The organism is Thalassospira sp. SM2505, from assembly GCF_054901115.1.
The window spans coordinates 400654-421485 of sequence record NZ_CM142731.1 but is presented as its reverse complement, the minus strand read 5'-3'; the positions used below and the strand labels follow the sequence as shown (position 1 = coordinate 421485).

General features: G+C 50.9%; 16 protein-coding genes. 8 read left to right on the top strand and 8 right to left on the bottom strand.

Annotated features, from left to right (window positions below; all coding sequences use genetic code 11):
* Nucleotides 1–81 precede the first annotated feature (81 nt).
* The 5 genes from ACTU44_RS01895 to ACTU44_RS01875 form a co-directional block, all read right to left on the bottom strand.
* The gene (locus ACTU44_RS01895) at nucleotides 82–1752 is read right to left on the bottom strand and encodes a methyl-accepting chemotaxis protein (RefSeq protein WP_063086832.1); all 1671 of its coding nucleotides are present in this window, start codon (nucleotides 1750–1752) and stop codon (nucleotides 82–84) included.
* A gap of 426 nt (nucleotides 1753–2178) precedes the next feature.
* Nucleotides 2179–4101: a TRAP transporter permease gene (locus ACTU44_RS01890; protein ID WP_063086242.1), complete on the bottom strand. Its 1923-nt coding sequence runs from the start codon at nucleotides 4099–4101 to the stop codon at nucleotides 2179–2181.
* Nucleotides 4098–5081 carry a TAXI family TRAP transporter solute-binding subunit gene (locus ACTU44_RS01885; RefSeq protein WP_063086240.1) on the bottom strand — a complete coding sequence of 328 codons (984 nt, stop codon included), beginning with the start codon at nucleotides 5079–5081 and terminating at the stop codon, nucleotides 4098–4100. Before ACTU44_RS01885 ends, ACTU44_RS01890 begins: the two co-directional genes overlap by 4 nt.
* A gap of 88 nt (nucleotides 5082–5169) precedes the next feature.
* Nucleotides 5170–6651, bottom strand: coding sequence for an aldehyde dehydrogenase family protein (locus tag ACTU44_RS01880; RefSeq protein WP_063086238.1), 1482 nt, complete (start codon nucleotides 6649–6651; stop codon nucleotides 5170–5172).
* A 186-nt stretch (nucleotides 6652–6837) separates the two neighbouring features.
* Nucleotides 6838–8115, bottom strand: coding sequence for a Rieske 2Fe-2S domain-containing protein (locus ACTU44_RS01875; protein ID WP_063086236.1), 1278 nt, complete (start codon nucleotides 8113–8115; stop codon nucleotides 6838–6840).
* Here ACTU44_RS01875 and ACTU44_RS01870 point away from each other — a divergent pair.
* From ACTU44_RS01870 to ACTU44_RS01850, 5 genes are read left to right on the top strand one after another with little or no spacing between them, the layout of a single operon-like run.
* Nucleotides 8104–9198 carry a PDR/VanB family oxidoreductase gene (locus tag ACTU44_RS01870; protein ID WP_223304934.1) on the top strand — a complete coding sequence of 365 codons (1095 nt, stop codon included), beginning with the start codon at nucleotides 8104–8106 and terminating at the stop codon, nucleotides 9196–9198. The genes ACTU44_RS01875 and ACTU44_RS01870 overlap by 12 nt on opposite strands.
* Complete coding sequence (locus ACTU44_RS01865; RefSeq protein WP_223304935.1) at nucleotides 9182–10405, top strand: Gfo/Idh/MocA family oxidoreductase; 1224 nt, start codon at nucleotides 9182–9184, stop codon at nucleotides 10403–10405. Before ACTU44_RS01870 ends, ACTU44_RS01865 begins: the two co-directional genes overlap by 17 nt.
* On the top strand, nucleotides 10402–11394 hold the full coding sequence (locus tag ACTU44_RS01860) for an ABC transporter substrate-binding protein (RefSeq protein WP_462096516.1): 993 nt from the start codon (nucleotides 10402–10404) through the stop codon (nucleotides 11392–11394). Before ACTU44_RS01865 ends, ACTU44_RS01860 begins: the two co-directional genes overlap by 4 nt.
* The gene (nadC, locus tag ACTU44_RS01855) at nucleotides 11391–12272 is read left to right on the top strand and encodes a carboxylating nicotinate-nucleotide diphosphorylase (protein ID WP_462096515.1); all 882 of its coding nucleotides are present in this window, start codon (nucleotides 11391–11393) and stop codon (nucleotides 12270–12272) included. Before ACTU44_RS01860 ends, nadC begins: the two co-directional genes overlap by 4 nt.
* Before the next feature lie 4 nt (nucleotides 12273–12276).
* Entirely contained in the window at nucleotides 12277–12717 is a 441-nt protein-coding gene (locus ACTU44_RS01850; RefSeq protein WP_462096514.1) for a hypothetical protein, read from the top strand.
* Between the two features lie 9 nt (nucleotides 12718–12726).
* Here ACTU44_RS01850 and ACTU44_RS01845 read toward each other — a convergent pair whose 3' ends face one another.
* The 3 genes from ACTU44_RS01845 to ACTU44_RS01835 all read right to left on the bottom strand — a co-directional run bounded on the left by ACTU44_RS01845 (nucleotide 12727) and on the right by ACTU44_RS01835 (nucleotide 16007).
* Complete coding sequence (locus ACTU44_RS01845; protein WP_063086228.1) at nucleotides 12727–13230, bottom strand: MarR family winged helix-turn-helix transcriptional regulator; 504 nt, start codon at nucleotides 13228–13230, stop codon at nucleotides 12727–12729.
* A gap of 122 nt (nucleotides 13231–13352) precedes the next feature.
* Nucleotides 13353–15128, bottom strand: a complete 1776-nt coding sequence (locus ACTU44_RS01840; RefSeq protein ID WP_063086225.1) for a thiamine pyrophosphate-binding protein — start codon at nucleotides 15126–15128, stop codon at nucleotides 13353–13355.
* A 576-nt stretch (nucleotides 15129–15704) separates the two neighbouring features.
* On the bottom strand, nucleotides 15705–16007 hold the full coding sequence (locus tag ACTU44_RS01835) for a hypothetical protein (RefSeq protein WP_198155600.1): 303 nt from the start codon (nucleotides 16005–16007) through the stop codon (nucleotides 15705–15707).
* Nucleotides 16008–16730: 723 nt separating this feature from the next.
* On the opposite strand from ACTU44_RS01835, the gene ACTU44_RS01830 reads away from it, so the two are divergent.
* From ACTU44_RS01830 to ACTU44_RS01820, 3 genes are all read left to right on the top strand, one after another.
* On the top strand, nucleotides 16731–16940 hold the full coding sequence (locus ACTU44_RS01830; protein WP_209220769.1) for a DUF3892 domain-containing protein: 210 nt from the start codon (nucleotides 16731–16733) through the stop codon (nucleotides 16938–16940).
* 262 nt (nucleotides 16941–17202) lie between these two features.
* Nucleotides 17203–19191, top strand: a complete 1989-nt coding sequence (locus tag ACTU44_RS01825; protein WP_209220771.1) for an ATP-dependent nuclease — start codon at nucleotides 17203–17205, stop codon at nucleotides 19189–19191.
* Nucleotides 19192–19260: 69 nt separating this feature from the next.
* A complete protein-coding gene (locus tag ACTU44_RS01820) occupies nucleotides 19261–20808 on the top strand; it encodes a hypothetical protein (protein ID WP_063086220.1) in 1548 nt (515 codons plus the stop codon).
* The last annotated feature ends 24 nt before the right edge of the window (nucleotides 20809–20832 follow it).

Genomic DNA, 20832 nt, shown 5'->3' with positions numbered 1-20832 from the left:
AAGACAAATGAATCACAAGCAACGGATATCACTCAAATAACTTTTATCTCGGCCCTGACACTTCGAAAGGATGTTTGACAGTTAGACTGCTCGAACAGAACTCAGGAATGCTTGCACTTTCTCACGCAATTTGTCTGTTTCATGTAATAAACTGCCCGAAGCATCTAATACTTGTTCAGCTGCTCCACCTGTCGAAACCGCAGCTTCATTCACACTAATAATACTACTAGTGACTTCGGTGGTACCCCCAGCGGCTTCTTGGACGTTGCGAGTGATCTCGAGTGTAGCAGCTCCCTGTTGCTCAACAGCGCTTGCAATTGCTGCCGAAACTTCACTAATCTCCGAGATAGTGGAAGAGATTGCAGCGATTGCCTCAACCGCACCATCAGTCTCACTTTGGATATTTGAAACCTGCGCAGTAATCTCATCAGTTGCTTTTGATGTCGCTGTCGCCAAATTCTTGACTTCTGCAGCCACCACAGCGAAACCCTTACCCGCGTCACCAGCACGAGCAGCCTCAATCGTCGCATTTAGAGCAAGAAGGTTAGTTTTCTCGGCAATATCGCTAATCAGTCCAACAACGTCACCAATCTTTTGCGCTGCATCCGCCAACCCACGTACCCGGACATTCGTTTCTTCCGCATTTACAACGGCTCGAGCTGCAACCGTGGATGACTGCCCCACCTGTTGATTTATTTCGCTAATCGAAGCGCTTAACTCTTCAGTTGCACTCGCTACTGTTTGAACGTTAGTCGAGGCCTGTTCGGCCGCTGTCGCAACTATCCCAGCTTGCCGACTTGTCTCTTCTGCAGTATTGGTCATTCCAGTCGCAGTCGATTGCATTTCCTTGGCCGCAGTTACGAGGGCTTTGAGCACAAAAGCCATTTCACTGTCAAACTCGGCGGTAAGTTCGCTTATCTTCTCGGCTCGTTTTTCTCTTAATTTTAGCGCTTCAGCTTCTTTCGTGGCAAGCTGATCAGCACGAATCATGTTTTCTTTGAACACCAATACTGCTTGAGACATTTCTCCAATTTCATCTCCACGATGCTCACCTGGAACATTTGCTTCTTTGTCCCCCGCAGCTAACTTTTTCATCACTTCAGTAATTTGCACGATAGGTTGAGAGATGCCCCTCCCAATTAACCACGCGAAAATTACACCAATGATGATTGCAGCACCCGCTAGTATCTCGCTGATCAAAACAGATCTTTTAGATGCAGCAGCAGCGCGCGGGCCGATCTCATCTTGCTCTGCTTTTACGTCAAGCTTGAGGTCTTCTAACTCACTGGCAACAATCGGCCCGATACGCTCTAACTCATTGGAAACCAAATCGCCACGTACTGGATCAAAAACCGAGAGCGAAACGATTTCTTCAAAAGATTCAGAATATGCTGTCAAGTTATCTGAAACTACTCTCGAGGCCTCTTTTCGGTTTCCTTCGGACAGTAAAGACCCTAGTTCTTGATTCAACAGCTTAGTCGTGTCGAGCATATCAAGTACTATTTGGGCATCTTCAGGGCTATTGCTTAATAGATAATCTTTAACTGCCACCCGTGCCTCCAACAGCTTCTCCTGCACACGGACCGCTTGATTTGATTGGAGAACAACTTCTCTGTAACGCGTAAAGTCTGTCCCCACACTACTCATGGAAACGACGCCTAACACGGCAACGGTTGCCAGAAGCAACAGGATGAGCGCAAAGCCTCCGAAAACTTTTGTCGAGATTTTTAAGTTACGCATTAGATTAGTCATCGCTTTCCTCCGAACGGCCAGCATTCGCTGGCTGCTGCTTCCAATTGTTATTCTAAGCCAGATGTGTCATTGGCCCTTTTATAATTAGAGATCGAAGATATTATGCCATTTTATTTCAGTAAATGAAGTCGCGTCAGCCAGGATAAACATCTCCTGAGGCTGGAAATAGACATGCGCACGCGAGTAATCCGCTACGCACAAAACTAACCGCGACGCTTACCCTAATCGACGGTCGGGATGCAGCACTGGGATAACTATAGACGAAACGGGATCGGTAAAATGCAGTGACCATGAGCTCCGCAGCATAAAGCTGCCGGTAAAAAGTCCAATCTCGGGAAAATGCAATATCAAACAGCCCTATGACATCGCGAAAAAAAGGGAGGCATGAAGCATATGCGCACACCTCCCTTGCACAACTGGAACGCATCAAGCTCCAGGAACTTTTTGATCCTTCGCCTCTTTCGCTGAGGAGGGTGACGTTGAGAAGTAGTTTCGTGCAAGTAGTGCACTGCCCACAACAATCGCACCCAAAGATACGAGCATGTACGGCGCGACACTGCCAACAGCGACGCAAATGAACAGGCTTCTCATTAGCCGCGACAGAGTGCCATTCATATAGCCCTCTATTGCAGCCGCCAGTGAAATCGTTCCGATAACACCGCCGATCACGGCAAGCCCAATCTCAATGGATGAACCGGAACCGATGATAGCAGGATTCCAAATAAAGACGAATGGCAGCAGAAAGCCGACTGCGGCAAGTTTGACTGCATCAAACGCAATCTTGAATGGATCCTCTTCTGCAATGGCCGCTGCCGCCAGCGCCGCAACCGCAATCGGTGGCGTCAAGGCCGACAGGATCGCGTAGTAAAGCAAGAACATATGAGACTCAAGAAGCGGATATCCCAACTTTGAAAGTGCTGGCCCAACGAGAACTGCTGCAAGAATGTAAGCACTTGGTGTTGGCATCCCTAAACCGAGAATGATGGTCACCACAGCGGAAATCATCAAGGTGATAACCGGATCCGCACCACTGATTGTCATGATCACGTTTGCCGCTTTCATGCCAAGGCCCGTCATAGACAGACCTCCGATTACAAGTCCCGCAGCCGCGCACGCGCCAGCAACGGGGAGGATGCGCAGTGTGGTTTCACCAAGGCCTTCAACTACACGCCAAACGCTCATGCGGGTTCGCGCAGAGCAAGCCGCTGCAATGACGACAGAAGCAGCTCCCAAGCCTGCCGTCATGGTTGGCGAATAACCAAGCGACAGTGCGAGTATGATCACCGCGATCGGGACAATAAACATCCAGCCATTAATGAGGGTTGCCTTAAGCGTAGGGACATCATCTGGATAGGAGCGCAGATCGCGTTTGACCGCGCGCAAGTGAACCTGCGAGAAAACGCCAAGATAGTAAAGGATCGCTGGAATAATCGCGGCGTAGACGACTTCGCGATACGCAAACCCTGTGTACTCAGCAAGAATGAACGCGGCTGAGCCCATGATAGGCGGCATGGCGCTGCCACCTGTGGATGCAGCAACTTCAACTGCGCCGGCGAAACGCGATGAATAGCCAAGGCGCTTCATGATTGGGATCGTTATCGAGCCCGTCGCGACGACATCAGATACGGGACTGCCTGAAATCGTTCCATACATGCCTGATGAGATAACAGCGACCTTTGCTGGACCACCGGGGCTCTTTCCAGTCAGCGAGGCAGCAAGGTTAAAGAAGAAGTCCCCTCCGCCAGCAAATGACAGCAACGTCCCGAACAGAACAAATAGGAAAACATAGCTAGCGACAACCTGGATCGGGACACCAAAGACACCGTCCGTTGTAAAGATTAGCGCATCCAGCAGGTAGGTGTATTCGATCACTCCGTGCCCAAAGGGCGGGGGTAGCAAGTGACCGAACAGGTTGTAGGCCATAAAACCGAGAACAACGATCGTAAGACCTGCACCCGTCGTGCGACGCGTCGCTTCAAGTGACAAGAATAGAAGTGACGACCCGAAGAAAAGTTGAGCAGGTGTAAGCTCTTCAAGCAAAGTAATCCGGCTTGAAATCACACTTGCATTCACAAGGAAAAACACTCCGGTAGCGAGGCTCAGTACACTTAACACCCAATCAATAATGGTCGGTTTGTCCCGTGCATTAGTTGTTGCACCGACCACCAAGAAGAGCATCGAGAACAAGGCGCTAAGAAACAGAATGCCAATTATAAGCGGGTCCGAGATAACGAAGAGGTTGCCGTAAATAACCCCGATCGCAAATAGCGCCGCCAAGCTGATCAGAACTTTGTGGGGTAGGGCCGCAAACGTACGTTTGCGGCCTGTGTTTACAAGTGACTTCATCATTTGAGAAGTCCTGCCTCGCGATATGCCCGTTCTGCACCGGGATGGAACGGCAGAACATCCTGATCAGCCATAAGCTCCGGGGTCAGCGCCTTCATAGAACCGTGAACCGCCTTGATCTCGTCAACATTTGCAATCAAAGCCTTGGTAAGGTCATATGCAGTTTCTTCCTCCATCTGATCCGTCGCCACCAGAAGAGCACCAAGGGCCGACGTTTCGACATCATTTGGCTGATTGGAATAACTTCCTCCGGGGATTGTATAAGTTTGAGTTCCGAAACGGGCATTCGTGGCATCAATTACATTCTGGGGAATGTCGAGGACAATGACTTCATTGTTTTCGTCAATTGCGCGGAATGAGGAATGAAGAACAAAGACACCATTGGTAACAATGTCGATACGACCATCCTTCAGCAGTTCTGCCTGGTCGTTTGCCCCGGCCTGAACAATGCGTCCACCATTTGCCTCAACAGCTTCCGTGGTTAACCCAGCTTGTTCGAGCATGAACAACGCTACGTTGGACGTAATGTTACCCGAACGGTTTACACCAATACGCACCGGTGCTTTTGCTGTTGCAAGATCGTCGAGGCTATCGATGTTGTATTCGTCGGCAATCGACTTCGCCAAGAAGAAATGCATCGGCGCCCAATTATACATGTAACCAATTGCACGCATGTTGTTTACAGGAGCCTTGAAGGGTTCTTCACCTGCCAGAGCAATCTTCACTTCAGCGTTGTGAACTAATCCCGTATCCGTCCGGTTTGCTCCCAGCAAACCAATATTTGCAAATCCACCACCAGTTGCCTGATATGTTACAACGGAATTTGGGTCTGATTGTTTTACGGCACGGTCGATACCTGCGCCGAGAAGGGACCACAAGCCACCCGGATTGCCACCTGAGAGCGTCAGGTTTACCGGTTCAGCCTGTGCAGTGTTAACGCCGAAGGCCAGTCCAATAGCCGCGGCAAGAGTCAAAAGCCTCATTCTTTCCTCCCTAATGGGTAAGATCTCAATTTATAATTTCTGTTATTTTTATTGGATGCCGACCGTCAAAGGTCCCACTGGAACGGCATCAGGCCTCGAAAGTGATATTGACGTTCTTTTGCTCGGTGTAAGACAGCATCTCGCCCAAGCATTCTTCGCGTCCGATGCCGGATTGCTTCATCCCGCCATACGGTGTGCCAAGGAAATGGTCGCTGGAATTGTTGACCCAGACATACCCGGCGCAAATGTCATCAACTGCACGCATAGCTTGTGAGATATCGCGCGTCCAAACCGAGGCAGTGAGCCCGTAATCAACCCCATTTACCGCTTCGATCAGGGAGTCATAGTCACTCCATTTGAGGACGCTCAGCACCGGTCCGAACACTTCTTCTTGCGCAATGCGCATATCGGGGGTGACGTCAGCAAATACAGTCGGTCGAACAAAGAAGCCATGAGACAGCTCTTCGGGTACATCGCCGCCCGCCACCATCCTGGCACCTTCATTCTGCGCTATTTCTATGTAACCGCGGACCTTGTCATACTGACCGCGCGTCGAGAGACAGCCCATTTCGGTACTAGGTGAGAGTGGATCGCCCGGCTTTACTGCATCAAATGCGGCGGCCAACTGATCAACGACGGGATCATATAGGCTTTCATGGACGAATACCCGACTGGTCGAGCCACAAGACTGTCCTGCTGTCCATGGCAGGTTCATGCCCTTGACCGCGCTTTGAACAGCCTTTTCAACATCCGCATCCGGGAACATGACAAGTGCGTTCTTTCCGCCCAGTTCCAATGACACATGTTTAAGTGTATCGGCAGCCTGACGCATGACGGCACGCCCGGTTGCGGCACTGCCGACAACGCTGACGCTGGCGATACCGGGATGGGTTGAAAGTCCTGCCCCCAGATCAGGGCCGCCATTCAGCACATTCAAAACGCCTGGTGGGAAAAGTCCGCCAATAAGTTCGGCAACCTTTAGGCTTGAAAGCGGTGTTTCTTCCGATGGTTTGATGATCACACTGTTGCCAGCCATGATTGGCGGCGCAAGCTTTGCGCAGGCGAACATCAGCGGGTGATTAAATGGGACGATGCGTGCCACGACACCAACAGGCTCTCGCACAACATAGTTCACTTTCCCCGCCCCAACCGGGACGGTCTCACCTTTAATCTCCGTGGCCAAGCCCGCAAAGAATTCCATCAAGGTAACTGCGATATCCACGTCAAACAGCATCCCCCGCAACGAGTTACCGCTGTCGAGAGCGTCAAGTCGCGCGAGTTCTTCCTTGTGCTCCTTGATCTTGCTTGCAGCTTCGCGCATAACACGCGACCGTTCCAAAGGGATCGTCTTCGCCCAAATTTTCTGACCTGCAGTTGCAGCTTTTACAGCGGCTTCAAGTTCTTCCTCGCCGGCACTGTCAACTTTGGCAACTTCTTGTCCGGTCGATGGGGAATAAACCGGTATCTGCTGGCTAGAACTTCTATGCCAAGCTCCACCATAATAAACCCCTTGGGGGAGTTTGTTGGGCAATGTGCCCAGGGCTGCAGAAGCGGCGACTACCTGCTTCATGTGATTTTTCCTCCCGGGAATTTCCGTGTTTATTATTTTTTGTAATCACGGAAAGGTCTCTCTGGTCTTTTTTATAAGATATCTAAATTAAATGGCAGCAAAGGAGATCAGTCAACCATAAAATTAGATATCTTAGTTTTGTTCGAAAAAAATAGCAGGCTCACAAACGAACCTGCTATCAAAACCTTATTCGGCAGCGACACTTTTCTCTTCCACAAGAGTTCGCCAATCCACTGTCTGCGGATAGACCCCCTCGCGCGAAGCGATGTCTGCATGCGGAATTCTTGGCTCGACGGTACCGATCGCATCGCCACCGGCAGCAACTTTTCTGGCTGCATCAACCATCAAGCGGCGAAACTCGACAATCGCGAGATCGGAAGCCCCAAGAATATCTACCGATCGATCAACAATGGCACCCATAGATACCCACATCACAATATCCTGATTGGGAATACCCTTAACACCCGTGAAACTCCCGAGCTTCATAGCCTGGCGATCCTGCAGGAAATTATTGTGCAATTGACGCTGGGAGACCCAACGATCATCAAGGTGAATGCCTTTTTGTGCGTGATTGAATTTTCGCCACTCTTCGGTTGTCGGACAGGCCTTTCCACCCCAGGCAATGAAATGGAAATGAGTGGTTTCATCGTCAATAGGAACGATAACACTCGCAACATTATAATTGTTATTCGGCGGGATCAGAGATGTATAGGGTGCAATATACTCGGTAATACGAAGATAGTTATGGGTACTAGGATTTTTGATCGGCTTACGGATCGCAGCATAGTGGAAGCCGTAGCTGGTCGTTTGGGTCTGCATGCGCGGAGATTTATCCGTCGAAGGGCGGTACCATGCCTGATCATCCGCGGAAGCGCCTTCAACGCGGGCCGGCTTCATATCCGATGAATGCAAACTGGACGAATGTGCGGAATCGATCTGCCCTTCGGTAATCTGCGCCCAGTTGGCCGGAATCCTGATTTTCAGGATTGAAACCTGGGTATCTTCGGTCGGGGCAAATGCAGGTGGCGAAAACGGATACATGTCTTCTTCTTCGCCAAGCCATGCCCAAACAAAGCCCCCCCATTCGACGGTCTTGTAAGACTTGTGCTTTACCTTCTCATGTAGCGGACTGCCTTCGGGTTCGGACGACATGGCAACACAGTTGCCTTCAACATCGAACTTCCAGCCGTGATAGAGGCACCGCAGTCCGCAATCTTCGTTACGACCAAAAACCAGAGATGCACGTCTGTGCGGGCAGAGCTCATCAAGAAGACCAAGCTTTCCGTTTGAATCCCGAAAGGCGACATAGCGATTGCCAATCGCCTCCACCAGCAGCGGTTTGCCATCCGCTTCGGCAACTTCTTCAATGAGGCAAACCGGCGTCCAGTGCTGGCGCATCAGCTTCCCCATTGGCGCATCACCCGAGACGCGGGTTAACAGGTCATTCTCTTCATGGCTGAGCATAACGTGAACTCTCCTCCTTTGTGTTTTCTTAGATATCAAAGAATCAATATCACATCATTACAGGCATCTAGTGACTTGACAAGAATTATTAGATATCTAATTTATTCATCAAAGTTACTTCGGGAGGAAAAAATGTCAACAGAATTAGAAAGCATAAAAATGCGCGTAGAGGCACGGCGTCAGCTAACGCCTTATATTTGCGAGTTTACGCTTTCCCCCGTGGATGAGATCGAACTCCCTGCCTTTGCGCCGGGATCGCATATCACCGTCGAAACGCCATCCGGCGCGATGCGCCGCTATTCGCTTGTTAATGATGGGGAATTTCCGGAAACCTACGTGATTGCCGTGAAACGCGAGCCTGAATCGCGTGGCGGATCATCCTCAATGCACGAGTCAGCTACTGAAGGTAGCGAGATTACAATTCAGGCACCCGAGAACTCGTTCGCACTCAAAAATGCACCGAAATATTTGCTGATTGCAGGCGGAATCGGGGTCACTCCAATTTACGCAATGGCCAATCACCTGTCTGCGCAGGGCAAGCCGTTCGAGATGATCTACTGCACCCGATCTGCCGAGGAAACTGCATATCTGGATGATATCAAAAACGCATTCGGATCACGCGTTAAGTTTCATCACGACAATGGCGATCTCAATCAGGTTTATGATTTCTGGGATCACTTCGAAGAGCCCGGTGCCGGGCATGTCTATTGCTGCGGTCCATCCCCCTTGATGGAAGAAATCAAAGCCATCTCAGGCCATTGGCCGGAAGGGCGTGTGCATTTCGAAGACTTCAAAGCCGTCGATGCCGTGCGCGAAGACGATAAACCGTTTGAAGTGAAAGTCGCCAATCTCGATACCACCATCACGGTTCCTGCTGACAGGTCCGTTCTCGAAGCACTTCGTGATAATGGCATCAAAACGGTAAGCTCTTGTGAAAGCGGCACCTGTGGCACTTGCCGCTGCAAGCTGATCGAAGGGGATGTTGACCATCGCGACATGGTCCTGATGGATGAAGAAAAAGACAGCCAGATCATGATTTGTGTCTCCCGCGCAAGGGAGGGAAATCTTGTCATCGAACTCTAATCAGCCGAAGCTTGAGGCGCCCTTGCGCCTTGGCGTCATCGGGCTTGGTCGCGGGTTCATGCTGACATTGCCAAGCATCAATGCAGATGATCGGGTGCAACTTGTTGCGGCATGCGCACCGCGGGAATCTTCACGTGCGGCGTTCGAGCAGGAGTTTGGCGGGCGCACCTATCAGAACGTCGAGGATATTTGCGCCGATCCGGACGTCGAAGCCGTCTATATCGCCACACCGCATCAAATGCATGTCGATCACGTGGAAATTGCTGCGAAAGCCGGAAAGCATGTTTTGGTTGAGAAGCCACTTGCGATCCATCTTGAAGACGGCATCAAAATGGTCGAAGCCTGTGAGAAAGCGGGCGTGCAACTGATTGTGGGCCCCAGCCACAGCTTTGATGGGGCTGTAATGTTGGCCCATAAGATCATTCAGTCTGGCGATGTCGGCAACGTCCGCATGATTCATGCAATGAACTATACCGACTTCCTATATCGTCCGCGTCGACCGGAGGAACTCGTCACAGAAGAAGGCGGCGGAGTGATTTTCAGTCAGGCTGTCCACCAGCTTGATATTGTTAGGCTTCTGGGTGGCGGCATGATGAAAACCATCACTGCGGCCACCGGGAACTGGGATCCGGCCCGCCCGACTGAAGGCGCATATAGCGCATTGGCTACATTTGAAGGCGGTGCCTTTGCCTCTTTGACCTATTCGGGCTACGCGCATTTTGATTCCGATGTATGGCAAGGCTGGGTTGGCGAACTTGGCTATCCGAAGGACCCTGAAAGCTACGGTCAAGCCCGCAAAGCCTTGACCAAGGTTTCAAGCCCGGAAGAAGAATCCGCCCTGAAATCCGGTCGAACATATGGCGAAACCCCGGCACGACCACCCGCGCCAAACCACGAACATTTTGGCCCGATCATTGTCTCGTGTGACGGCGGCGATCTGCGGATTACGCCCAACGGGGTTTGGCTGCACGGCCATTTCGAACAGAAATACATTCCTGCACCGCTGGAGATGGGCCCACGCGCCGGCGTTAACTCCGCCTTGATTAAAGCTGTCCGCTTTAACGCTCCGCCATCACAAACCGGGCGCTGGGGCCTTGCCACGCTTGAAGCGTGCCACGCGATTTTGCAATCCGCAGAAGCGGCAGCACCGGTCAAGCTGCTTCATCAAATACAGACACAAAAAACAAATATTGGAGGAAACTCGTGAGTAATCTGACACTTTCACTTGCCTACGGAGACTATGATCGCACCAGGCCGATTTTTGATGGACGCGTCAAAATTGATGGCGTAGATCCCGTATCAATGCTGCTGTCCCCGGAAGAAATGTTCTTCCGGGCATTCCGTAACGAAGATTTCGATGTCAGCGAGCTTTCATTTTCGTCCTACTGCGTAAAACTCGCACGAGAAGAATCTCACTATGTGGCAATTCCGGTCTTCCTGTCGCGCGCCTTCCGCCACACGTCGGTTTACATCCGGACGGACAAAGGCATCAATAGCCCCGAAGACCTCAAAGGACGCCGCATCGGTATTGCGGAATATCAGCTGACGGCAAATGTCTGGGTGAGAGGCATTCTTGAGGATGACTATGGGGTAAAACCATCCGACATCCATTGGGTACGTGGTGGCATGGACACGCCGGGTCGGCCGGAAAAGATCAAGGTTGATCTGCCCGATGATGTCAAAATGACCCAAGCGCCAGAGGGTGCCACGCTTAATCAGATGCTGGCAGATGGCGAAATTGACGGCTTCATTGGCCCGCGTTGGCCAAAATGCTTCAATGAAGGCCATCCGCATGTCGGGCGTTTGTTCTCTGACAGCATCTCTGCGGCAGAAGATCATTACAAACGCACTTCGATCTTCCCGATCATGCATGTGTTGGGCGTGCGCAAAAGCTTGGCCGAGCAACATCCGTGGCTTCCCGGTGCGTTGCTCAAGGCGTTCTCGCAGTCAAAGAAAATGGCACTTGATGCGCTGAGCGATACATCTGCGACAAAGGTCACCATGCCGTTCGTCGAAGACACACTTGATCGTGCGAAAAACCTTCTGGGTGATGATCTGTGGCCATATGGCGTTGCGCCAAACCGCAAAGTCATCGAGACGTTCCTTGACTATCACTACCGCCAAGGACTTTCACCGCGGAAACTTTCGATCGACGAGCTTTTCCACCCCTCCACGCGTGAGGTCTTCAGCCTATGACCAATACCATCGCAAAAACATCTGCAGTCATGCCCTCCTTGCCGCACATTCTGATCGAGGAAGGCGTTCGCGCCGCCCTTAAGGAGGATCTTGGACGCGCCGGCGACCTGACCACGGATGCAACAATTGGTCCTGATCTCAGTGCAAAAGTATCTTTGGTCTCGCGTGAAGCCGGGCGTTTATGTGGCGTCGATTTCGCACGAAGTTCCTTTGCGCTTGCCGGTGCGGGATTGGCGTTTGAAGTCTTTAAAAAGGATGGTGATGTTCTGGCACCGGGTGATGAAATCGCCCGGGTCAGCGGCAATGCGCGCGCCATCCTGTCATCAGAACGTGTGGCACTGAACTATCTGTGTCATCTGTCGGGCATTGCGACGACAACGGCAAAATTCGCAGATTTGATTACCCACACAAAGGCACGGATTTGCTGCACGCGCAAAACCACGCCGGGCCTGCGCGCATTTGAAAAATATGCGGTCCGTTGTGGTGGTGGTGCCAACCATCGCTTTGGTCTCGATGATGCCGTCCTGATCAAGGATAACCACATTGCCGTTTGCGGCTCCATCACCAAGGCAATCAAAGCTGCGCGCAACTATGTCGGGCATCTTGTCGTGATTGAAATTGAAGTCGATACATTGGCCCAGCTTGAAGAAGCGCTTGAAGCGGGGGCATCGACGGTGCTGGTTGACAATTTTGGCATCAGCGGCCTGAAAGATGCGGTTGCCCTTAACGCTGGACGGGCACGGATCGAAGCATCCGGTGGCATCAATATCGACACCATCAAGGACGTTGCGGAAACCGGGGTTGATTATATCTCAAGCTCGAAAATCACCATCTCGGCACCGACCCTTGATATCGGCCTCGACGTAACACTGGGATAAGAAAATGAAACAATTTCAGCCTGGCGATATTATCGAAGTCAAACTTCAAAACGGGCTTGGGTATGTGCAAGTGACCCACAACCATCCCGCCTATCCGGAAGTCGTACGTGCCCTGCCTGGGCGTCACAGCAAACGCCCGGATGATATCGCAATGCTTGTTGCGGGGAAAACTGCTTTCACCTGCATGCTGCCGCTGTTCTCAGTCATGGAAAAAGGCGGGCTTGAAGGTGAAAAAATCGGAAGCACGAAAATCCCCAGTGCCGACAGCACCTTTCCGACATTTAGAACCCCTATCCGGGACAAGCAAGGCAACGTTGTTTACTGGTGGTTCTGGGACGGGGAAGGTTTGCGCTATGATGCGGAACCGGATGCCTCGACCGATGGAATGCCGATGCGCGAAATCACAACGGCAGACACATTGATCGAAAAGCTTTCGGCGGCCTGATCAATACCCTTATGTCGGAATGCGGGTCGGGGGAACTTTACGTCCTTCCTCACCCGCTTTTCGCTCATCCTCTTCAAGATTATCCAGAATCAGAAGCATCCCCTTACGGATTATATCCAACTCGGAAGATGACAATCCTGCCAGCGCAACCTCGTTCACCTCTACGGCAAGCGGTTCAAGTTCGATGCGCAGTTCTTTGCCACGCTTGGTCAGAAACACATGCTGTTTTCGCTTGTTTCCGGCTAGCGTTCTTTTTTCAAGAAAACCAAGCGCTTCAAGCCGCTGCAGAGCCGTATGGGTTGTGGGTTCAGTTAATCCGGCTTCTTCACTCAACTCACGTTGTGTCAGACCTTCCTGCTCCCACAGGATGCGTAAAAATATCCACTGCCCGAACGTAACATGATGAGAGGCCAAACGTATTTGCAAAGACCGGTTAAAACCCCGAGTTGCCAACCGGATAATATGAGCAAGACGCTCTCGCGAATTGGGAACTCTGTTTTCTTTATCGGTCATGAACAAAACGACGCCCTTAAAGCCAACTGAAATATTTTGCGTTTGACTGATACAGTCGTCGTATAGAGGAGTCAAACATGCTTGATACAAAGCATATCAAGCATGTTTGACGCATGCCATATTTACTCTGCTGTTTCATCCGCCGTGCGGGTCATTCCCGCAGACATTGCTTTGCTGTAACCCGGGGTGATGCGTGCATCGATAACGACAGCATTGCCCTGTCTGACATCCTCGAGTGCCACCTCAATTGCCGATTTCAAATCACGCGCATTGGTCACGGGACCAATGGCCTTTACCCCTTGCGCGCGGGCCATGGCAGCAAGATCGATATCAGGTCCGCCAATATGCTGACCGATCCATTTGTTTTCAACTGGGCGTTCACGGCTGACGGCAACTTTTTCCTGATGGATTTCGTCATTATAGAAAGATCGATTATTGGCAATGATCGCGAGGAAAGGGATACCGTAACGGGCCGCGGTCCAGAAGGCCGAAACACCCATAAGGTAATCGCCATCCCCCAACACGGCAACGGGTAGCCGATCTGTACCCTTCAGTGCCAGTGCTGCCCCGACCAGCATACCCGGCCCTGAGGCAATACCTGCGCCACCGTCATAGCCAAGATAGTCAAGTGGATGACGGAAATGCCACAAATCCCCACCCCAACTCAATGGCAGACGAACAAGAGACACAACCTCGTTTTTCAGCCCATCGCCGAGGGCCGCAGCAAGGGTATCTACATCCATAGGCCCCAAATCATCTGTCAACTTTCCGGTACTGAAAGCCGGCAAGTTCTGCGGTTTCAATTGGGGTGTTAAACCGACCTCTTTACATAGTGTACGTATGACGATGTCGGGCTCAGCCGCAATATGCAGATCAGCTCGAACCGCGGCCTGATGATCAAGGCTCCAGCCATTGTGAAGTTGGTGATCAACCGATAGCTGAACGAGTGGTGCATTCTCGGCCTGAGCGCCAGCCTGTTTGAGTGTGCCCGCAACGTCTACCCAGTCAAAACTGACAATCAAATCAGCTTCGTTGAGGACTTTTGCACCATCAGGGGAAAGGAAAAATCCTGGCGTTCCGGAATGAAGAGAATGGTCTGTCGGAAAGGCCGCACCCAGTTTGATATCGGTGAGAACGCGAGCATTGAAATGCTCTGCCAAAGCCACTCGGTATGCCCAGTCATCTGCAGACCGAGAAACTCGGCCCATAAGAAATACTGGGGACCGGGACTCTTTTAGCCGCGTGTGAAGTTCCGCAAGCGCGTCGGGCAATAATCCCTGTGACATAGGCAACTTAAAACGCCTTGGATCGGGTGTCTTGATCGGGGCTGTGACAGCCTCTTCCTGTACTGCAACATCAAAACAAATATACACAGGAGCCATGGGTGCTGTTTTTGCAATTAAAGCGCCGCGAATCATGGCCTCAAGCGAAGCAGATAACGATGCAGGTTGATCATCCCATTTGACATATGGCCGAACAATCGCCGCCTGATCGCGCGACGTGTGGATCCAATCTATCCAAGGTCGTCGTTCCGTCGCATCGACAGGACCGGTTGCCCCAAAGACCATAACAGGGACTCGGTCACACCAGGCATTGTAGATAGACATTGTCGCATGCATTAAACCGACATTTGCATGCACAATCGCGGCCATAGGCCGTCCGGTTACCTTCGCCCAGCCATGTGCAATTGCGACGGTATGTTCTTCATGAAGGCACAACAGCATTTGAGGATTTTCGTTGCCCAGATGATTAACAAGGCTGTCATGCAGCCCACGAAAACTGGAACCGGGATTAAGCGCTACATATTCGACATCGAGAGCACGCAGCATCTCCGCGATCAGATCGCTCCCCCACAAGCCTGTTGTCTCGGATATGACAGGCCGCTCGACCTTTTCCATCTCTTCCTCCCGATTTTTTACTTTAGTTGGTGTTCTTTATAGTCTCCCATTTAAGTACTTCGATATCTAATATCATGTCAAACGGGTTTTCCGATGCTATCTGCGGCTCTGATCCTCGTGACGGAGCAATCTGCTTCTGTTTTTCCGTCTGGGTAGCTAAGCGGGACTTCCTGCTTGTTTGGGAGCGGATGGTGAGGCCGTCGCCGGGCACTTGAATGTGCACTGGAAAGAGGTGGTCGATAAATGCGCGGTTCGTGATGTCACTGCGACGTGCTGCCCTAGACGATAAACAGACCTGCTCTTACACGCCGCAAAACCCTGTCCCTTTACTGGACCAATGGCGGCTCCACCCTTGACCAAACTCCGTATCCGCAATCGTGCTCAATGCTACGAATGCGTGGCACTGTTTGAGGAATAAACTCTAAGAGCAGTCTGACATGCAGGAGAGGGAGTCGACCAGCCAGTATCTCGGTTCGGAGAGTCATTTCGCCTCGATGGCAGATGACTCACCTTGGTCAACAGTTTCAAAGCAATCTTGGCTATTGCCGGTATCTGATCTGAAACCGATACGCGCTATCACTGTCCGTCCAGACAGTTGTCTAGATATTGCCGGGTTGTAAGCAGAGCTGGCAATCCATCTGCGATCATGACATCAAGGGGTTTCGCCCCAAGAAACAGCGGCCCCTGATTGGGCAGCAATATCCAGGAGCGGGCGATCGGCGTGTTAAAATACAGCTCAAGGCTGCGATAGATGCCGATCAGTGCGCTCAGCCTGAGCATCTGATCGACATTGATCCGGCCGCGATAATTCGGGCGGCGCGCGCCGCGCCATTTGCCCGGGGACATATCGGCAAGGGCTGCCGCCTGACGGGCGGACAATGCCCAGTTGTGTGCAATATTGCGATAGGCCTTGAGCGCGACCGCAGTCGCTCTGGGGTTCTGGCTGAAGTGCGCTGCCGTGGTCCGTGCCTCCCGTTTTATCTCTTCTGCCCGTCAACAAGCTGGAAATGTCGTCCCGTTTCGCCCATCATACAAGGGTGACATGGGTCGAGAGTTGGATGCATGACAAGGGAGGTCCCTATGGATTCCACCAGCATCAATCTTTTTCTCTTCGGCACCGGGGCCTTTTTCGTCCTGCTGCTCATTGGCATAAAGATCGGCGAATATCTGGAAAAGCACCCGAAGCCGGACTGACCCTTTTCCCTGGGCGAAAGATAGGCGGCGCGGTGCGGCCTGGCCTCTCGGCGAGCCGATCGTTTCGGAGAAGCCAAAGCCCGCCGGAGATTGGCGAGCTTTGGCCATTGTCTGTCGGGGGAGGCTTAGAGCCAAACGGTGCCGACAGCCCAGAATTGAGATGTTGGGTGGAGAGGATACCCTGTCAAGCAGGCGGGCAATCGTTTCGGCTGTGAATTTGTCCGTTAAGGTCTTTTAACGGACAAATTCATCTACTGTTCGGCCAAGAAGAAAAGGCAGATGGCAGGGCCCTGTTTCGATCATCGGTGGCGCAAATAGGTGAATAGTGTCTTTTGGTTGATTATTTTTAAGTGAAGATTCGCTGAAGTTGTTTTATTCTGTGCTTTCAGTAGATTTCCAAGGAGCTTGATGATGACCAAGATCAAAGGAAAGAACGACGGTCCCGGTGGGCGCAACGAGCACTACGACGTTGGACCTCGTAAGAATGTTCCGCGTAAGCAAATAGTGAACGAGATTAAAAAAGGTCAGCATCCTGACGCCCATGTTGTGAAGATCAATGGTCGGGAATACGCGCGCGACAATCCTGATCGCTCGAAAAAAGACAATGTGAACCGTTAAGTCTCATTGCACATTCTGACACGAGTACTAAAGGCGAAATTGCTGCCGTTTAAACTCTGCTATTCTTCCGAGATGTTGGCCGAATTGAGGGCAGGAGTGCTACCCATGACAAAATATGTAGTGGGATAACCCAGTTGAAGCGGATTTTGTGATACCAATAGTTTTGGCACTTTCCAGCAAACCATTAACCACCTTTGCATAGCCCCCCTACTCTTAATTGGGGCGTGGTTGATCAAGCATTGACGTTTGCTTCTGGTCTAGAATGGCTCCCATCAAATTGCACAAATCGATCTGGAAGGTTTTTTCATACCTTCTGATTGGGACGTTCCTTTGGCAAATGGGGGGAGAGATGAGATCAAAACTAGTAAGTATTTCCGTAAAGAATGTCGGATGTATTGGCAGCGAGACATTGACCGTTAAGCTGGACAATATTCTTTGCCTGGTTGGTGCAAACAACGCCGGAAAGACTACAATCCTGAGAGCCTACGAGCTGGCGCACACGCCGAGTTCATTCGATTATGCCAAGGATCGTTGCAATTGGGCTCCCGAAGGTGAAGCGTCGGAAATTCAACTTGATGTGCATATCCCTGAGGGTATGGGCAATGTTGACGAGAAATGGAAATTTGATGACGGCAACGGTCTGCGCATCGTACGAAGTCGCTGGATATGGCCTGCAGATCGTGAAGGCATTACGCGTGAGACTTGGGATCCAGAGGTCGAGGACTGGGCAAGTGATGGTAAGGCCGGCGGGGCCGACAATGTATTCAAGTCTCGTTTACCAAAGCCAATGCGTGTCGGTTCTCTAGATGACGCGATCAAAACGGAAGAAGTGCTCCTCACTTTGGCTTTGAGCCCCATCGTGACCGAGTTAAAGGCGTCCGCGAAGGACGAGAATTCGGATCTGTTTAAAGCAAGACTGGCACTTGCCGATACAGTGAATAAAGTGGCTGTACCGCACGAAGCACGGATAAATGAAATCTCAGAAAAAGTGATGGGGAGCTTGCAAGCTGTATTTCCTGATCTCGGGGTAAAGCTGCAAGTGGAAATGCCACCACCAGATTTGAAAATTGAGACCTTACTTAAACAGGGATCAGGAATAAGGATCGAGGAGGCAAGTGGAAAGTCTCAGCTTACCCAGCAAGGCACGGGAGCGCGCCGAGCACTTTTTTGGTCGATGCTACAGGTCCATAACGAGATGGAGCGTGACAAGGAGCGTCGTACCGCTGTTGAGAAGGCTTTGATCAGCGAAGAAAAGAAGAAAACAAGAGATGAGGCCAAAATAGAACAGTTAGCTGCGACACTTGCTGCCTTAGACGGTACCGGAGATTTTCCTGCCGACGCGGAAGACCCTGCATTGCCCGGCTATATATTGCTCATGGACGAGCCGGAAAATGCGTTGCATCCGATGGCGGCCCGTTTGGCTCAAACGCATCTCTATGCACTCGCCAATCATCCAGATTGGCAAGTGCTTATCACAACGCACTCGCCTTATTTCATCAACCCGTTGGAAGATCACACGACGATCGCAAGATTGGAGCGGTCTGTCGACGGAAAATCGATCTCGCCGCTTATCTATGTAGCAGACCAGGTGTCGTTCTCCCCTGATGAGAAAGAAAACCTGAAGGCACTGCAATTGACGGATGTCAGTTTGGCTGAAGTTTTTTTTGGCAGTTATCCTATCCTGGTGGAGGGAGATACCGAACAGGCTGCGTTCCTTGGCTCTGTTCAGAATGAAGACTCCAATTTGAAGCGGAGTGCCAGCATCATTCGAGCACGAGGCAAAGCGATACTGATACCGCTCATGAAGATCTTGCATCATTTCAAGACAGACTTTGGGATTGTTCATGATGTTGATTGGCCTTTCTCCAAGTCTGGCGAGAGCCACAACCCCATGTGGACAATTAACAACTCTATTCGCGAAGCTGTTATCGCGTGTCGTCAAGACGGTATCAATGTTCGACATCGTTGGAGTATTCCCGACTTTGAACGGTTTCTTGGTGGAGAGGAGCTTGGCAAAGACAAACCCTATGAAGCCTACAAGGCTGTGACATCTGACAAAGCAGTTGGCGAAATGGTTCTTGACCGAATGATTGAGTTATACGTTGAAGGCTCACCGGATCCAGATGGTTACGATTCGCAGAAACCACATCTTGACCAGTTGCTCGAGCAGTTGTCGGAGTGGGCAGCGCAACATGGGGAAGATGGGAATGTGAGATTAACGGGGAGTCCCCAAGCTCAATCAGCAGGGTGACACGATCAACAACTCTTCTAGTTTCTTGCAAACAAAATTGGTGACGACACAAGCCTTAGAGGCAATCTGATGACCGAAAATGATACGGAGAAAATGGGGGGCTTCATTGCCCGCGAGCATCATAAGCTCCGCTTTACCGAACTTTGTGAGACCTTCTTTGCACGGCTCGTTTTGATGAAATGCCCAGACCCTAAACTTGAGCGAACAATAACTGTTCAGCTATCTCTCTGCGATTTCTTTCGAAAGGTCAGCAAAGAAGCGTTGGTGTCTAGTCTCGCAGCTGAAACGATTAGGCATACGCATAAAATGTCAGAACTTGTCGGTGATGCTCTGTCAGCTCTGACTGGAGTTGAAATGAGCCCCACAGGAGAAGAGAAAACCCTTCTTGAGCATTACCAAGATCATATCGCAACTCGACTCAAATGGCTGGAAACAGGTAGCGAGGTTGATGAGCTTGCTCCGTGTGTAGAGCGTGTTTCATGTGCGGAAGTTGATGGACTGCAAGTCTTTGACATAGCGGTCTGCCCGAAAGTTCTATGTGAAGAGGTTTCCAAACGTATCCCTTTTGCTTTGGAGCTTTCTTCAAAACTCCTCATGCTCCTTGCGACAGCCCAGAATCGACCCGGAGATTCTGGGCCGCGTATAGATTTCAGAAAGCAGGTGGAGCTTCTCGTAAATCAATTAGACGAACGGTTTGATACGACGGGAGAAACGGAATTCACCCTGCTGTCTAATAGAATTCCCTTTAGGTGGGCGATCCAAGTTTTTGACAACATGGATTTAACAATGCTTGGAATTGGCACTTCGGGGTTAGAGGATAAAATTCTTCTACCATTGTTCCTAGAAGTGAACGGTTATCTTGATCTGATTGACCTTGATTTGGAGAGTGATCCCCGCGAGCGAAACGATGTTGTTGTTCGCTATTTTGTTCGGCGGCCAGCAAAACAAAATATCTTTGGTGCTGTGGATGCGGGACTTAGTCCCCAAACGAGATCTTTGCTGAATGAAACTGAGCTCGTTCTGTATCATCGTTTACATCAGCACGTACGTCAGGGATTAGTGTTTGGTGGGAAAGCCGAACTTGAGCAGTCGTTTGGTGCAATATGCTCAGGGCTTCTTCGAAGAGCCTCGTTTTGTATCGAAGAACCGAGTCTCATGAGAGAGCTAGCCGAAGTTTGGCTGGAGCAGCATAAAGACGAAAAAACTCTTCAGATTGAAGACAAGTTTTTTCTACCATTTATCTATGAGCGCCTGCGGAGTGAATTTGGCGCACGCGTCGTCAAAAAGCCGGAACGCTTCGGTGGAGAGGCAGACATACTGTTTGATGATTCAATCCCCATTGAACTGAAAGTACGTCGCGGACGCAAAAAACCAATAGATTTGGCCGATATTGAGAAAGCTTTCCCTCCAGGTGGGCAAGCTGCATCTTATGCCGCCATCTCGCGTTTGGGATTCGTCTTGGTTCTTGATCTCCCTGAGGAGGATGCATCGGTGGTAAGTTTGGAGAACTGCGTGACCACTCTTGAACGTCGATATCCCGAAGACGCTATGTATCCAACGTGTATCGTAGTGATTGTGTTTCGGTGTGTTGCACGAAGCCCGAGTAAATCACGTTAAAGAAGCCAACTGCTTAAATTGCGC

Bases quoted from the DNA above. Each gene is read 5' to 3' on its own strand.
- ACTU44_RS01850 (WP_462096514.1), top strand. From the start codon at position 12,277: ATGAAACAATTTCAGCCTGGCGATATTATCGAAGTCAAACTTCAAAAC.
- ACTU44_RS01845 (WP_063086228.1), bottom strand. From the start codon at position 13,230: ATGACCGATAAAGAAAACAGAGTTCCCAATTCGCGAGAGCGTCTTGCT.
- ACTU44_RS01895 (WP_063086832.1), bottom strand. From the start codon at position 1,752: ATGACTAATCTAATGCGTAACTTAAAAATCTCGACAAAAGTTTTCGGA.
- ACTU44_RS01870 (WP_223304934.1), top strand. From the start codon at position 8,104: ATGGCTGAGCATAACGTGAACTCTCCTCCTTTGTGTTTTCTTAGATAT.
- ACTU44_RS01885 (WP_063086240.1), bottom strand. From the start codon at position 5,081: ATGAGGCTTTTGACTCTTGCCGCGGCTATTGGACTGGCCTTCGGCGTT.
- ACTU44_RS01840 (WP_063086225.1), bottom strand. From the start codon at position 15,128: ATGGAAAAGGTCGAGCGGCCTGTCATATCCGAGACAACAGGCTTGTGG.
- ACTU44_RS01890 (WP_063086242.1), bottom strand. From the start codon at position 4,101: ATGATGAAGTCACTTGTAAACACAGGCCGCAAACGTACGTTTGCGGCC.
- ACTU44_RS01830 (WP_209220769.1), top strand. From the start codon at position 16,731: ATGATGACCAAGATCAAAGGAAAGAACGACGGTCCCGGTGGGCGCAAC.
- ACTU44_RS01825 (WP_209220771.1), top strand. From the start codon at position 17,203: ATGGCTCCCATCAAATTGCACAAATCGATCTGGAAGGTTTTTTCATAC.
- ACTU44_RS01820 (WP_063086220.1), top strand. From the start codon at position 19,261: ATGACCGAAAATGATACGGAGAAAATGGGGGGCTTCATTGCCCGCGAG.
- nadC (WP_462096515.1), top strand. From the start codon at position 11,391: ATGACCAATACCATCGCAAAAACATCTGCAGTCATGCCCTCCTTGCCG.
- ACTU44_RS01875 (WP_063086236.1), bottom strand. From the start codon at position 8,115: ATGCTCAGCCATGAAGAGAATGACCTGTTAACCCGCGTCTCGGGTGAT.
- ACTU44_RS01880 (WP_063086238.1), bottom strand. From the start codon at position 6,651: ATGAAGCAGGTAGTCGCCGCTTCTGCAGCCCTGGGCACATTGCCCAAC.